General features: G+C 42.7%; 11 protein-coding genes. 2 read left to right on the forward strand and 9 right to left on the reverse strand.

Translation table 11 applies throughout. The annotated features are described in order from the left end of the window. Positions 1-354 precede the first annotated feature (354 nt). The 6 genes from HB679_RS17295 to HB679_RS17320 all read right to left on the reverse strand — a co-directional run bounded on the left by HB679_RS17295 (position 355) and on the right by HB679_RS17320 (position 9,380). Positions 355-2,508, reverse strand: coding sequence for a carboxy terminal-processing peptidase (locus HB679_RS17295; protein ID WP_214073269.1), 2,154 nt, complete (start codon positions 2,506-2,508; stop codon positions 355-357). A gap of 186 nt (positions 2,509-2,694) precedes the next feature. Next, positions 2,695-3,351: a hypothetical protein gene (locus HB679_RS17300; RefSeq protein ID WP_214073270.1), complete on the reverse strand. Its 657-nt coding sequence runs from the start codon at positions 3,349-3,351 to the stop codon at positions 2,695-2,697. A 108-nt stretch (positions 3,352-3,459) separates the two neighbouring features. Continuing rightward, complete coding sequence (locus HB679_RS17305; RefSeq protein WP_214073271.1) at positions 3,460-7,197, reverse strand: ATP-binding protein; 3,738 nt, start codon at positions 7,195-7,197, stop codon at positions 3,460-3,462. A gap of 99 nt (positions 7,198-7,296) precedes the next feature. Continuing rightward, positions 7,297-8,178: an ACP S-malonyltransferase gene (gene fabD, locus HB679_RS17310; RefSeq protein WP_214073272.1), complete on the reverse strand. Its 882-nt coding sequence runs from the start codon at positions 8,176-8,178 to the stop codon at positions 7,297-7,299. 137 nt (positions 8,179-8,315) lie between these two features. After that, the gene (gene folE, locus HB679_RS17315) at positions 8,316-8,954 is read right to left on the reverse strand and encodes a GTP cyclohydrolase I FolE (RefSeq protein ID WP_214073273.1); all 639 of its coding nucleotides are present in this window, start codon (positions 8,952-8,954) and stop codon (positions 8,316-8,318) included. A gap of 9 nt (positions 8,955-8,963) precedes the next feature. Then, entirely contained in the window at positions 8,964-9,380 is a 417-nt protein-coding gene (locus tag HB679_RS17320) for a 6-carboxytetrahydropterin synthase (protein WP_214073384.1), read from the reverse strand. Positions 9,381-9,549: 169 nt separating this feature from the next. Between HB679_RS17320 and mqnB the strand changes: the two genes are divergently transcribed. Together mqnB and HB679_RS17330 are read left to right on the forward strand one after the other, a co-directional pair. After that, positions 9,550-10,215, forward strand: a complete 666-nt coding sequence (mqnB, locus tag HB679_RS17325; RefSeq protein ID WP_214073274.1) for a futalosine hydrolase — start codon at positions 9,550-9,552, stop codon at positions 10,213-10,215. Positions 10,216-10,343: 128 nt separating this feature from the next. Next, entirely contained in the window at positions 10,344-11,192 is an 849-nt protein-coding gene (locus tag HB679_RS17330; protein WP_214073275.1) for a 1,4-dihydroxy-6-naphthoate synthase, read from the forward strand. Between the two features lie 209 nt (positions 11,193-11,401). On the opposite strand, the gene hflX is transcribed toward HB679_RS17330, so the two are convergent. The 3 genes from hflX to HB679_RS17345 all read right to left on the reverse strand — a co-directional run bounded on the left by hflX (position 11,402) and on the right by HB679_RS17345 (position 15,193). Beyond that, positions 11,402-12,586 (reverse strand): GTPase HflX, encoded by a 1,185-nt coding sequence (hflX, locus tag HB679_RS17335; protein ID WP_214073276.1) that lies wholly within the window; start codon positions 12,584-12,586, stop codon positions 11,402-11,404. Positions 12,587-12,933: 347 nt separating this feature from the next. Further along, complete coding sequence (locus tag HB679_RS17340; protein WP_214073277.1) at positions 12,934-13,437, reverse strand: GNAT family N-acetyltransferase; 504 nt, start codon at positions 13,435-13,437, stop codon at positions 12,934-12,936. Positions 13,438-13,537: 100 nt separating this feature from the next. Next, positions 13,538-15,193, reverse strand: a complete 1,656-nt coding sequence (locus tag HB679_RS17345; RefSeq protein WP_214073278.1) for a pyruvate dehydrogenase complex dihydrolipoamide acetyltransferase — start codon at positions 15,191-15,193, stop codon at positions 13,538-13,540. Position 15,194 lies beyond the last annotated feature (1 nt).

Genomic DNA, 15,194 nt, shown 5'->3' on the forward strand with positions numbered 1-15,194 from the left:
GAACTTTTGAAGGCAAGGATACTGGCCGTTTTGGTGTCATCACCAACAACGAGCAGTAATTATTCTAAAAGCCGTCATTGCGAGGAACGAAGCAATCTCTACACTTGCTAATCAATATGAGAAGTCATTGTTGTTGGCTGTCGCCCAATGAGATTATACACAATGACTGTCTGTTGTAGAGATTGCTTCGTTCCTCGCAATGACGCGGCGGAGAGGGTGGAGGGTAGGATAATGGAGTTTGGCAATTTGGTACTTGTTGGTGATAACACCAATAAGGACAAAGGAATACAAATTGGCATTAAAGCAAAAATCCCGGCTTGTAGGCCGGGATTCAATATTTGTTTTAAATGCTGCTTAAAAAGTCTTAGCAGGCGTATTAACCTTAGTAACCTTGGTATCCAAATTAATATAGTCTACCAAAATTTGGCCGGCTTCTACTTTCAGCGGATCAAGCTCTTCGTTTTTAGGTTTGGTTTCACCTTTCTTTAAGGCTTTATAACCCATGGCAACGCGCAGGCTGTTGTCACGAGCCAAGGTTTTAGCCTCGTCATCATCGCGTTGTTTTTTAAGGTCCTGCTCATTAAGCGTAACAGATTTTTCTTTTTCGCTTTTTCTGTAATCGGCAACCGTTTGCTCATAAGCTTTATAAGCTGCGCTGTTTGCAATGCGTTGTGTGTGCATTTTATTTAACGTCGGAATTACCGGTGCCAAATCGCCTGCCTTAACATAATCGCTTTTAGGTATTATATCAAAAGGCAGGGCAGATGGATCGGTATCCTCGCCATATTTATCTAACGGAATTAATGACGGGAACTGAACATCTGGTATAACGCCTTTATGCTGAGTTGAATTTCCGCTGATGCGGTAAAACTTGGCAATGGTTAAGTTTAACTGGCCAAATTGATTGGTGCTGCCACTTGTTGCTTCCGGTTTTTTAGCACCCGCAGTAAGGCCCAGTTTTTCTGCAATTGACGGGGTGATCACCTTATCAAGATCGATCTCGTTTTGCACGGTACCCTTACCATAAGTTTGCGTACCGATAATCAAACCGCGACCATAATCTTGAATAGCGCCGGCAAAGATCTCAGAGGCTGACGCGCTAAAGCGATCTACCAAAACAGCCATAGGGCCTGAATAGGCTATCGATGGATCTTCGTCTTTATTTACGTCAATTTGATCCTGCGTATCTCTAACCTGTACTACCGGGCCGGTTTTAATAAACAAGCCGGTTAATGAAATAGCTTCGTTTAATGAGCCACCGCCGTTTTCGCGCAAATCCACCACAATACCATCCACGCCCTTACTTTTCAAAGTATCTAATACTAAACGCATGTCGCGGGTGGTGCTTTGGTAATTAGGATCGCCGGCACGGGCAGCGTTAAAGTCGGCATAAAAAGCAGGCACGTTAATGATACCTATTTTTAAGTTTTTGCCGTTGCTGTTGTAGGTTTTAATCTCTTCTATCTTAACCAGCTGATCTTTCAGTACAATTTTGTCGCGTACTAATTCTAAAATTTTTGGCTGATCTGAAACTGATTTGCTTTGTGGCAGTATTTTAAGTTTAACAACGGTGCCTTTATTGCCACGAATTAGTTTGATGGCGTTATCTAAGCGCCAGCCGATGATATCCTGAAACTCGCCGTCTTTTCCTTGCGCTACAGCCAGGATCCGGTCGCCAACGTTAAGTTGATGACTTTTATCGGCCGGGCCGCCCACAACTATAGATTGAATAGTTACATACTCGTTCTTGCTTTGCAGCGTAGCACCAATACCTTGTAAAGATCTTGACATCTCCATATTAAATTGAGCCGCATTAAACGGATCAAAGTAATTGGTATGTGGGTCAATAGCTTCGGTAAAATCATCCATAAACAATTGAAAAACGTCATTACCGTTTAGCTTGCCATTTTGAAGTAACAGATCCTCATAGCGTTTTTTAAGCTTCTCTTTGTTTTTGGCGACATCCTTATCAGCCAGGGTTAAGTTAAGCAGATCGTATTTTACACGTTTGGTCCACTCGGCATCCATTGCAGACGGAGAGGCTACCCAGGGCAGATCTGTACGATCGTAAGTGAATGATTCATTTTTACTGAAATCAAAATCATTACTTAACTGGGCTATAGAGTATTTAATACGCTCCTGGTATCTTTTCTGAAAAATATTGAAAATGTAAAAAACATCGTTCAGATTGCCATTTTTGATATCATCGCTAAATGAGTTTTTGTATTTGTCAAAATCCTGAATGTCAGAAGCCAGTAAGTAGGTATGTGTTTCGTCAAGGCTTTTAATATACCGGCCATAAATTACTGCCGACAGTGAATCATTCAGATCAACCTTTTTGTAGTTGTACTGCGTTATAAATTTAGCTACGGTTTTACATACCAGGCTTTGTTGCTCGGTAGGTTCTAAATTATTTGATCCGGGTACTTTTTTAGGTGGGGCTGTAGGTGCAGCGTGGCAAGCCAAAGCGGCGCCCACGGCAAGCACAAAATAAAATTTCTTAAACATATCTTTTACTAACGTTAATTCGGTTGTTCTTGTATGGTACATCAATACTTGTGCCTATTTGTAAATTGCTAATGTAAAAAAAGAGATGGTCAATTAACCATCTCTTTATATAAGACTAATAACAAGTAACAATATTACAATAATGTTTTACTGTTTTGTTATTGCGCTAAGTATTTTACGTAAATGTTATAAAGCGTGCTTATTTGCGGTGGCAGCAGCAGCTGCTTTGCTGTTTTCCAGCTCTACCGCCTCGGCATAGCGTAGTTCTGCTTTTACCACGGCAACTTTACTGGTTTGAAGAAATTTTATTTTATTGTCTATAACGGTAATGTCTGGCTGCATAGCTTTTGCTACGGCCAGCTCACGCGCTTCCTGTAAATCGGCCATGGCCAAAGTCTGTTCGCCAATAGCACTTTTAATCTGGGCCAATAAATACAGGTTATCCAGTACGTGGCGGGTATCAGTGCCCTGTTTGGCTATATTGTTACTTTGTAACAGGTACCATTTGGCTTCAGAAAAACGATTTTGCTGCAGATAAAGCACTGCCAGCGCTGTAAAGTTATAGCTGGCATCGTTATAAACCCTGAAACGCATGTTATGCTTGGCCTGTTTTAAAATTACATCCTCTTCGGCCTCTAAATTAAAAGAAGAACGAGGCAGCTGAATAGCAACAAGCGCAGCCGGTAACACAGCTTTTTGAATTTGATTGCTTATTGATTGCGATGACGAGAATTGTACAGCGGATAAAAAAGGCTCACGAACAGGTTTGGGGTTACTTTGCCAAAATTGCGCTGACGCGGTTAAGCTTAACGTGCTTAATGCTAAAAAAAGAAAAAATCTCATCAATATCTGTTTGTTTAAATTAACAGTCCAGTATAACGATATATTTAGGCAGTTATTATACTGCCAATTTAGGTATTTGTCTTCAGGTTAACAAATATATCGTCAAATTTAAATTGATGCCGGTAAGGTTAGGTAAAACGTGGTGCCTTTGCCGGCAGCGGTTTCAAACCACACTTTGCCACCCGCATTTTCGACCGAGTTTTTCACAAAGGCCAGACCAAGGCCGGTGCCCGAGCTTTTAGTGGTAAAGTTAGGTTCGAATATTTTTTCGTGCATACCTTCTGGTATACCGTTACCGTTGTCTTTTACGGCCAGCATGATTTGTTTTTGCGCCGTTTCATAAGTAATATCCAGTATGCCTGCTCTGTCGGGCGGTGTCGCTTCGATAGCATTTTTTAACAGGTTATTAAAACAGCGTAACAGTTGGTCCTTATCGGCCAATACCAAAAAGGGTGTTTCGGGTACCTGGTAATTGATGGTAAAATTATCGGTTTGTTTAAAAATGGTTACCGCCTGGTTAATTACCTCAAATACATTGAAACGCTCCATCCGTGTATCCGGCATTTTGGCAAAAGCCGAAAATTCCGAGGCTATTTGCGATAAACTTTCAATCTGTTCTACGAATGATTTGCTGAAACGCTCAAACTTCTGGTCAAACTTGGCATCTTTCTCGCGCCATGATTTTTCCAATAACTGCAAGCCCAGCTTTAAAGGCGTAAGCGGATTCTTGATCTCGTGCGCTACCTGTTTGGCCATTTCGCGCCAGGCGCTTTCACGTTCAGACTGCGCCAGCCGCGAAGCACTTACCTCCAGCGCGGCAATCATGTTGTTGTATTCTTTCACCAGTGCGCCAATTTCGTCATCGCTGTCCCATTTAATGGGTTCGTTCTTTTTGCCATAAATGGTTTTACTCAAGCTTTGCTGAATAAAACTGAGTGGGTTGGTGATCTGCCTGGCAATGATTACGGCAAACAAACCTATTGCTATAAAAATAATAGCGTAAATTTCAATCATGATGTTCAATAACGAACCTATGCGCTCCTGGTAATCGGCCTGGTTAGAGAAATAAGGCAACTGTAAAAAGGCAATAGTTTGACCTTTAATATTGCGGATAGAAGCATACACCGTTTTATAATGCAGCCCACCAATAACTTCGTCGTTTACAATGTCAGAACGTTTCTCATTATAGAGATTGATGAAGGCACGTGCGTTCATCCGTTTGGCTATCAACCCGTAATCGTAAATGCGGGGCTGGGTAGTGATCAGCAATGAACCATGACTGTCAAATAATACCAGGTCTGAGGAATAAGAGGCTGCCAATGCGTCGAAACTAAGCTGGCTCTGCTCGTTGATGTGGGTCATGTATTTATCAAACAGCCCATTTTCAAATACATCGGTAATCTTGATGATCCTGTCGCGGATCATTTTGTCCTGCTGCGCCTGGTATTGCGAACTGATAGATATGTAGGTAACAATACCCACCAAAATCAGCGTCACCACAACTGCAAACACCATCGAGAACTGGATACGTGTCTTATAAAGTATCTTATCCAGCGTGATCTTGATACCCCATTTAATTTTGTTATTGGTGATGGTTAAGATCTTGATACGCAGCCAGGCCCAGCTAGCCACAAACACAATTACGCTAAACAACAGCAGAATAATAAAAAAGAAAGTAACCGAAGTGATGCCGTCAATAAAAGCGGTATCCTCTTTACTGATCACAATCACATTACGCTCTGAGGGTTTATAGATAAGATGGTTATAAGTAACCGACTTTTGGTACCAGTTACTACCCTCGTTAGTTGTAGTTTTATAATTAAATGTTTTAAGCGGATACTGGTAATTGATACGCCTGGTTTTATAAACATAATTGCCGCTTTGGGCCACCAGATTATTGTCTGAGTAGAAAGCGTACGAGTAATTTTTAAAATCGTTTTTATCCTCCAAATGGCCATCAACCAGCAGTTCGGGGAAATAGTCTGACGTTTGCAACGCTTTTGATTTAAGCTCGACTACAATAGAACCCAAAGTCTTATCCTGCTGGGTTACCGGCAGTATGGCAAAGTAGTTCTGAAACCCAAAAGACAGATTGGCGCGGTAAAAATAGCTGGATACCTTGAACGAGTTGTACAGCACCATGTCCTTATAAACAGATAGCGGGTAATCCTGGTCAGATGATAATAGTTTCTCGTCGGCACTATACTCATGTACCTTAAAATCGTATTTTGATAAATACCCGTCAAAATAAAGCTTTTGTAAGCGATTTTGCAGGTAATCGTTATTGCGTAAAGTGTCATTAAAGTAGCTGGTAATGAGTGGGTCTTTTACTATCTGGCGTTCTATTTTTTTAAACAGATAGTCGGCAACTGAATCAGTTGGGTTCTCCAGTTTTCGCACCAGTGTTTTGCGGGTTTCCTTTTCTTTTATATCATCGAAATGGTTAAGGCTGATGGATGCAATCATAGCGCAAAGCAGCAATACGCCGGCAAACATAAAGGTAGTGGGGCGGCCGTTGTTGTAGTGATAGCCATAACCCCGTATAATGACTATCAGCCCCCAAAAAATGTAATAGCTTATAAACTCATGCCTGTTAATACTAAAATAGCAGGTAGCGGCAATCATGCCTGCTATTAAAAGAATAAGCTGATGTTTTACAGGCACCGGTACCCGGCTGCACATGGTTTGAAACACTTCATCAAGCAAGTAAAAAATGAAGAAACTGAAACAGAGCATTAATATGCCGCACAAACTGTACACAGACAGACCAAGCACGTTGTTGACATCAAAATTGATGTCTGAGCGCATAACCAGGCCATAAAACAATCTCATCGCTATATTAGCCACGGCAATAAGTACGGCGATACAGAATATTACCAGAACATATCCGCCAATTTTCCCGGGGAGATATTTAGTGAGTTTAAAACGCTGGCGATAAATGAAAGCCACCAGCCAGCTTACCAGGAGTATATTAATGCATAGATCGCCCAGTGATGGAAATAGTTTATTGGAGAAGTATAACTGCGGATTAAAAATGTCAAGCCGGTAGGTAAAGTTGGGCCAGTTATATTGCAGGTTAAGATATCTAACCCCCACAACAAACAAAGCCAGGAAAATAAAGGATAAGAATAAGTGCCCCTTGTTGACGAAGTAAGAGCAAATATTCTGCACCAGCAAGCAAATGATCACAAAGGTCATGAGCCATAGCACCAGCTCGAAATAAAAGAAGCGGTAGTTAACCTCGTTCGATTTTACTTTAACGGAGAACAGGTATGTTTTACCTACGCTATGTACCGCATAGGTATCCTTGTCGGTAAAATCTGCAATGTCAATGTTATTGTCTTTGAGCAGATCCTTGTCGAAAACGTTTTCCAGGTATTGATTTTGTACGGCGTAATTGGTTTTTACGGGGATGAGAAACATTACCGAAAAATTGCCGTCGCTTTTCTTGATAGACTCGTAATAACCGTTAGGACCCTTAATAAACGAGTAGCCATTTTTTATAAAACCCACATTTTGCGGAATAATGGCAATATCACTCCAATACTGAACCTCATCGTTTTTTAGGGTGATGACATAAATGCCGCGATCGTCGGTAAACTCCTGGATACACTTTAGCCCGTCTTCATAATTATTGGCGATGCCTTTAAAGCGATTTAGTGCTGCAGGTGTGTTGATGGCATTGTTAACATAATCTTCTTTTTGATGAAGACCGTTTTCGAGCATTTTAGCCGTCTGAGATAAATTTACAGCAGGAGTATACGTCGACCGTACTATTAAGGCCGTTAGCAATAAACTGGCGCCCAGCAGGGCCAGCATTAATCGTATTTTTGCTGCGTAACTCAAAAGCGTTATAAGATGTTTAGACGTTGGTAAACTTACAAATAAAAAAAAGCCGCTTTAGTTTGCGGCTTTGAAAAATTTATGTTGTAATTGAGCAAATGTTTATACTATTGATGCACTTGCGGTAGGCATAGCGCGATCAACCTTTTTAACCAGTCCCTGTAAAACATTACCCGGGCCAACTTCTGTAAATGAAGTAGCGCCGTCCTCAATCATGCGAACCACAGTTTGTGTCCACCTAACCGGACCGGTAAGCTGGGCTATCAGATTTTTTTTGATCTCTTCCGGATCGGTATATGGTTTGGCATCTATGTTTTGGTAAATAGGGCAAACAGGCTTGTTGATGGTAGTATGAACAATAGCATGCTCCAACTCAACACGTGCAGCTTCCATTAACGGCGAATGAAACGCACCGCCAACGTTTAATTTCAACGCTCTTTTAGCGCCGGCTTCGGTCATTAGCTCGCAGGCTTTGTCGATGCCTGAAATAGTGCCGGATATTACCAGTTGACCCGGGCAGTTATAATTAGCCGGAACAACTACGTCGCTGATGCGCTTACAAATGTCCTCAACCGTAAAATCATCCAAACCTAAAATAGCGGCCATGGTTGATGGTTGGATCTCGCAAGCTTTTTGCATCGCATTAGCGCGCGCCGCAACTAAACGCAAACCATCCTCGAATGATAAGGCTCCTGCAGCCGTCAAAGCTGAAAATTCGCCCAATGAGTGGCCTGCGGCCATATCTGGTACAAAATCGCCCAGCGTTTTGGCTAAAATTACTGAGTGTAAAAAGATAGCCGGCTGGGTAACATTGGTTTGTTTAAGATCCTCGTCGGTGCCATTAAACATTACATCTGTAATACGGAAACCTAAGATCTCATTGGCTTGTTCAAATAGTTCACGCGCTTGTTCAGATTGCTCGTAAAGGTCCTTACCCATACCTACAAACTGTGCGCCTTGTCCTGGAAAAATGTATGCTTTCATTGTTGGTGATTAGTAATTGGTTGATCAGTGATTAGTTGATTTTTATCTGGTTGCCGGTTAGAGATTAGTTAATAACAGTTTTTCTAAAAGATTGTGTGAATTAACGCCCCAATCTCTAATTAACTAATCTCTGATCACTAACTCAATTTCGACGATATCAAATGTAAAAATTCTGACCTGGTTTTCTCCTGGAAAAATCCGCCTGAGAAGGCCGAGGTTGTAGTAACCGAGTTTTGCTTTTGTACCCCACGCATGCACATGCACAAGTGGCGGCACTCCATAACTACGCCCACGCCTATCGGCTGTAGCGCGTCCTGGATACAATCACGGATCTCATTAGTTAAACGTTCCTGCACCTGTAAACGGCGCGAGTAAGCGTCAACCACACGTGGTATTTTGCTTAAGCCCACTACGTATCCGTTAGGGATATAAGCAATGTGCGCCTTGCCGAAAAATGGCAGCATGTGGTGCTCGCACATCGAGTAAACCTCAATATCTTTAACCACTACCATCTGGCTGTACTCTTCTTTAAATAAAGCCGAATTCAAGATCTCTTTTGGGTTAGCATCATAACCTTGCGTTAAATATAGCATGGCCTTTGCTACACGTTCAGGAGTTTTTAAAAGCCCCTCGCGGCCCGGATGCTCGCCCAGCAGGTTTAAAATTTCTTTATAATGTACAGACAGGTTTTCTATCAGTTCGGGGTTGTAACGGTCAATCTTTTCGTAACCGTAAATGTCGTCATCCCGGTCGGGGATATTGTTGTCGTTAATCATGGTCAGGGTTTATTCACCAAAATATTCTGCCGAATTATTCTCAGTTTCAAATAGTCTTACAGAATGCAAAAATACACCCTCGTAAGCCTCAATTGGTGCTTTCAGTTGTTTAAAGATCTCAATACAAAGCAATTCGGTCGATGCCATTTTGCCTTTCATAAAATCAACATCCAGGTTTATGTTTTTATGGTCAAGCTTCTCAATAACATAATCGTTAATGATAGTTTTAAGCTCTTTTAAGTCGATTAGGTAACCGGTTTGCTCTGTAATGTGCCCCTTAACGGTTACAAACAGGTTATAGTTATGGCCATGCCAGTTGGGGTTGGCACATTTGCCAAACATCTCAAAATTTTTCTCAGCGCTCCATTCATCGCGGTACATGCGGTGTGCGGCATTAAAATGTTCTTTGCGCGTTATGTGTATCATCATATTTTAATGCCGCAAATATAAAAACTTTTAAGTTGGCAATTTTATTTTGCGGCATACGGTTTGCCACAGGCAAGTAACAAATAACGTTACCCTATAGTTTGCAGGACATTAGCATCCATAAACTGCCGGTAAAAATTAGTTATATTAGCATAAAAACCAAGCTACCATGCGCATATTAATTGTTGTTGCCACCCAGCCCGAAGTTGAGCCTTTAATGCAAGCTTTCGGCATGCAAAAGTCAGACGAGGCGGATAACCTTTTTGTGCCAAGGCATGCGTCGGTAGCCAATTGCTCGGTACTGGTTACCGGTGCAGGCATGGTGCCAACGGCTTTTGCCTTAGGCAAGCATTTACCACATAACGTATATAACCTGGTAATTAACCTGGGCATTGCAGGTAGCTTTGATCGTAATATAAAACTTGGCGATGTGGTAGAGATCACCAAAGATACCTTCGCCGAACTAGGCGCCGAAGATGATACTCGCTTCATTAATATAGAACAATTGGGCTTAGGCGCCAGCATTTTTAACCCAACCAGTAGTTTAGTGCATTTTACTAAAAAGATAAGCTTACAAAAAGTGTCGGCCATTACGGTTAATACGGTACATGGCAACGAGGGCACCATAGCCGAAGTAACAAGCCGGGTTAAGCCCCAACTGGAGAGCATGGAAGGTGCTGCTTTCTTCTATGCCTGCCGCGAATTGAAGGTGCCTTGCGTACAAATCAGGGCAGTGTCAAATTATGTCGAAAAACGTAACCGCGACAACTGGCAGATAGGACTTGCTGTTAAAAATCTCAATACATTTGCGCTGGACTTATTGAAAGAGCTGTAAGGGGTTTTACGTGGGACGTTTTACGTTGTACGTTTTCAGCAGGTTTTACGTAGGGCGTTATACGTTATACGTTTTCTTAGCATAGCTCTTACGTATAACGTCCAACGTAAAACGTACAACACACCGCCATGAAATTGACTCTCGGCTTTTCGCCTTGCCCTAACGATACCTTTATTTTCGACGCATTAATCCACCATAAAATTGACACTGAGGGCCTGGACTTCGAGGTGCATTATGACGATGTGGAAACGCTTAACCAAAAAGCCTTTCGCGGCGAATTGGATATCACCAAACTAAGCTATCATGCCTTTGCCTATATAGTAGATAAATATGTATTGCTGGATGCCGGCAGCGCGCTGGGTTTCGGCGTTGGCCCGATGCTGATTTGTAAGGAAGATCCAGCAGTATTAGAAGCCAAACTAAAAACCGATGGAGCGAATGTTAAAATCGGTATCCCCGGTAAATATACTACCGCTAACTTCTTGTTAGGATTAGCTTTCCCGGATGCAACGAACAAAATAGAACTGGTATTTTCTGATATTGAGAACGCAGTTTTAGAAGGGCGTGTAGACGCCGGATTGATCATCCACGAAAACCGCTTTACCTACCAGGAAAAGGGTCTGAAAAAGATCATCGACCTGGGCGATTATTGGGAAAAAGAAACCGGCTGCGCCATTCCACTGGGCGGCATTGTAGCTAACCGCAATTTGCCCGAAGATATTCAACATAAGATCAATCGCGTATTACGTAAATCAGTCGAGTTTGCTTTTGCCAATCCAAAATCGGGATTAGATTTTATCCGCCAGCATGCGCAGGAAATGAGTGAGGAGGTAATGTATAAGCATATTGACTTATATGTCAACAAATACTCCATCGATCTGGGCGAGGAGGGACGCAAGGCGATACGGTTATTGTTTGATACGGCCTTGGAGAAAAAGATTATTCCGGCTATTAATCACAATATTTTTCTGACTTAATAAAATTCTTTTTGTCATTCTGAGCATAGCGAAGAATCTTGTATGAGCGATAAGCAAAGCGTATAAGATTCTTCGCTATGCTCAAAATGACAGGGCGAAAAATAAAAAAGGTGTCATGCTGAGGCTCTCGAAGCATGCGGGTAGGCCTTTACGCTCACCCTTCGACGGAGCTCAGGGTGACACCCTAGCTTTTATAAAAACCATTTAATTTAATACAATAAATGATCATAAGGATACCTGTCTGTATGAATATCCTTTATATAATCATATAGCAGCGCTCTGAATTCGTCGATATTTTGTTTTTCGGTGGCCGATATAAATATAGCCGGACTGTTGTTTTTGGCCATCCAGCTGTGTTTAAAATCTTCCAGCGTAACAGGTTCCACTTCTTCATCCGGGTTCATTTGCATCGGTTTGAAGGCGTCTATCTTGTTAAATACCGTGATCATCTGTTTATCACTTGCCCCTAAGTCCTTCAACGTATCGTTTACAGCACGGATCTGATCCTCAAAGCTTGGATGCGAGACGTCAACTACATGTACAAGCAGGTCGGCTTCACGTACTTCATCCAGTGTCGATTTAAAACACTCTACCAAATCATGCGGTAACTTGCGGATAAATCCAACTGTGTCTGACAATAAGAAAGGCACATTCTCAATCACTACCTTACGCACGGTAGTATCCAGCGTAGCAAATAACTTGTTCTCTGCAAACACGTCCGATTTCGAGATCATGTTCATGATGGTCGACTTGCCTACGTTGGTATAGCCTACCAGGGCCACGCGCACCATTTGGGTGCGATTTTTACGCTGGGTTTCATTTTGGCGGTCGATAAGTTTCAATCGTTCTTTTAGTAGCGAGATCTTATTCAAGATCAAACGACGGTCAGTCTCAATCTGCGACTCACCCGGTCCGCGCATACCGATACCACCCTTTTGACGCTCTAAGTGGGTCCACATACGGGTTAATCGCGGCAGCAAATATTGCAATTGGGCCAGCTCCACCTGGGTTTTAGCCTGTGCGGTTTGGGCGCGGTTAGCGAAGATATCCAGGATCAGGTTGTTGCGATCCAAGATCTTAACCTGTAGTTCGTTCTCGATATTACGCAGTTGGGAAGGAGTTAACTCGTCGTCAAAAACAACCATATCTATCTCTTCTTCTTTCACGTATACCTTAATATCCTCCAGGCGGCCGGAACCTACAAACGTAGCGCGGTCAGGTTTTGATAGTTTTTGCGTAAATACCTTTTCGGTAATAGCACCGGCAGTATCTACCAGGAATGCCAGTTCTTCTAAATATTCTTTTGCGCGTTCGTCTGTCTCGTTAGCGGTAATTACGCCAACCAGTACTGCGCGTTCCTGCTTCACAGCAGTATCAAAAAATTTTGGTTTCATTAATATTGATTTATCAATCAGGGTGCCAAGTTACAAAAAGCAACAATTATGGCTATGCCTGATTTTTATAACATACCCGCCAAAAATAAGGCGGCGGTTTTAATTATCTCTTAAAGGGAATGAATGACTGTAGCCGAATGGTATTCGATCTGGAAATAAGCTATAGTCTATCTGTTAGAATCACATGGTGTGTGGTATTGAAGTATTTGTGATGCAAAGATAAGAAAAATCTCCTATTTGTCATTGCGGGCGAAGCGTGGCAATCGCGAACTATGCATGTACATTTGCTTTTCTGCTTGCGATTGCCACGCTACGCTCGCAATGACACGGTTCAAGCTTAAACCCCATCACAACAACAATTCAAAAAACAACAGATCAAGCCAATTGCCAAATTTAAAACCGACTTCTTTAAAATGCGCCACCTGTGTAAAACCGAATTTAAGATGCAGCTTAACACTTACCTCATTATTACTATCTACACCCGCTATCAGCGCATGGAGGCCGGCGGTTTTTGCCAGGGCTATTAATTGGGTAAGTAGTATTTTACTGATGCCTTTGCCCCGGTGATCTTGATGTACATAAACCGAATGCTCGGCAGTGAAGCGGTAGCATGGCCATATTCTGAAATGCCCGTAACTACCAAAGCCAACTATTGTATCCTGTTGTATTGCCACTATTACCGGGAAATTTGCAGCTATACGCTCGTTAAACCAGTTTAGCCGCATCTCTAAGGTATGTGGCTTCTCGCTGTAAACGGCGGTAGTGTTTAATATAACCTCATTATAAATCTCGAGAATAGCCGGGATATCCGCCGTTGTAGCATTGCGGATTATTATTTCTGGTGGCTCCATCTAATAAAATTACCCAAAATCTCCATAAAACAAAAAAGCGACAGGTTGAAACCCATCGCTTTAAATTTTAAATCCGAAATCGAAAATCCGATATCCGAAATTATATTAAAAGCCTTACCGGCTCTTCTAATAATTGCTTCAATGTTTGCAGGTAGGCAGCGGCAGCAGCGCCATCTACCACACGGTGGTCGGCACTTAAAGTTACTTTCATCACATTACCCGGCACAACTGCGCCATTTTTAACAACCGGTACAGCCTGGATACCGCTAACCGCAAGGATACAAGCGTTTGGCGTGTTAATAATAGCGGTAAACTCATCCACACCAAACATACCTAAGTTTGATATGGTAAAGGTTGAGCCTTCCATTTCGGCAGGTTGTAATTTTTTGGCTTTTGATTTTCCGGCCAATTCTTTTACTTCTACAGAGATATGGCTTAATGATTTACCATCGGCAAATTTAACAACCGGTACCAGCAAACCTTCGTCAACCGCAACCGCAACGCCAATATGTACATGCTCGTTGGTGCGGATCTTCTCGCCCAGGAATGACGAGTTAATGGCAGGATGTTGTCTTAAAGCGATAGCACAGGCTTTAACCACAAAATCATTAAATGATATTTTAACCGGCGCAATTTCATTGATCTTGTTACGGGCAGCAATAGCCTGGTCCATATCGATAGACATCGTCACATAGAAATGCGGCGCGGTAAACAAACTGTCAGACAGACGGCGTGATATTGCTTTACGCATTTGTGTAACCGGGCGTTCTGTAAACTTCTCTTCGCCGGTAAAGGTTGGCAACACAATTGGCGCGGCAGCGGCTTTTGCCGGGGCAGCGCTTGGTGCAGAAGCGCTTTCAGCAGGCGCACTTGCAGCCGGAGCAGCGGCACCAGGTTTAAAGTCTTCGATGTCTTTTTTAACAATACGGCCACCTTCGGCAGTACCTTTAACAGCATTGATGTCGATACCTTTATCTTTAGCTATTTTACGAGCCAGCGGTGATGCCTTTACGCGGCCATCGCTATGCGATATTTCTTTTTCTTCTTCGGTAGGAGCCGCAGATGCAGCAGCCGGAGTGCTTTCAGCAGCAGCCGGAGCGGCAGATGGCGCAGCAGCACCGGTATCTTGCAACAACGGTGTAATATCTGTACCTTCTTTACCAACAATAGCAATGATGCCGTTAACCGGTGCAGCTTCGCCTTCTTTAGGGCCAATATATAATAAGGTGCCGGCTTCGTAACCTACAACTTCCATGGTAGCTTTGTCGGTTTCAACATCAGCTAATGAGTCGTCAGATTTTACTTTATCGCCAACTTTAAAGTTCCATTTATTAATAACACCTTCAGTCATGGTGTCGCTCAAGGCAGGCATGCGGATAACCGTAGCCGGGATGCTTGAAAGATCAACTTTAGGGGCTGCAGGTGCTTCAGCGGCTGGAACAACGGCAGCTTTTTCTTCGGTTACAGGTGCAGCAGCCGGGGCAGATGCGCCCTCTAAGGCCGTTTTGTAGTCTTCGCCTTCTTTACCTAATACGGCAATTACCGCGTCAACAGGTGCGGCTTTGCCTTCTTCCATGCCGATGTATAGTAAAACACCATCCTGGTAAGATTCAAAATCCATGGTGGCTTTATCGGTTTCGATCTCGGCCAAAACATCGCCCGATTTTACCTTGTCACCAACTTTTTTATGCCATTTAGCAATAACACCTTCGGTCATGGTGTCACTCATCTTAGGCATTTTAACTACTTCGGCCATA

The sequence above is a fragment of the Mucilaginibacter sp. dw_454 genome, from assembly GCF_018449775.1.
Classification (GTDB): Bacteria; Bacteroidota; Bacteroidia; order Sphingobacteriales; family Sphingobacteriaceae; genus Mucilaginibacter.